Raw genomic sequence first — 257 nt, 5'->3', positions numbered from 1 at the left:
GGTGCTGTGGATGCCGGAAGGCGGCGAGCTGGTGACCGAGCCGTACGTCAACCTGATCCCCACCCCGCAGGGCGGCACCCACGTCCACGGATTGCGCGCCGGCCTGCTGGATGCCATGCGTGAATACTGCGAATTTCGCAATCTGCTGCCGCGTGGTGTGAAGCTGGCGCCGGAAGATATCTGGGATCGCGCCAGCTACGTCCTCAGCGTCAAGATGCAAGACCCGCAATTTGCCGGGCAAACCAAGGAGCGCCTGA

1 pseudogene is annotated in these 257 nt (G+C 63.8%); it reads left to right on the top strand.

Going from position 1 to position 257, the window contains the following annotated elements:
• A pseudogene (locus L9G74_RS21215) lies at positions 1 to 257 on the top strand (DNA topoisomerase IV subunit B); the annotation flags it as partial.

Origin of the sequence: Shewanella electrica (assembly GCF_022321485.1) — a bacterium.
GTDB classification, from domain to species: domain Bacteria; phylum Pseudomonadota; class Gammaproteobacteria; order Enterobacterales; family Shewanellaceae; genus Shewanella; species Shewanella electrica.
Note: the sequence above shows the minus strand (reverse complement) of the source record. Positions and strands in the feature narration are given on the sequence as shown.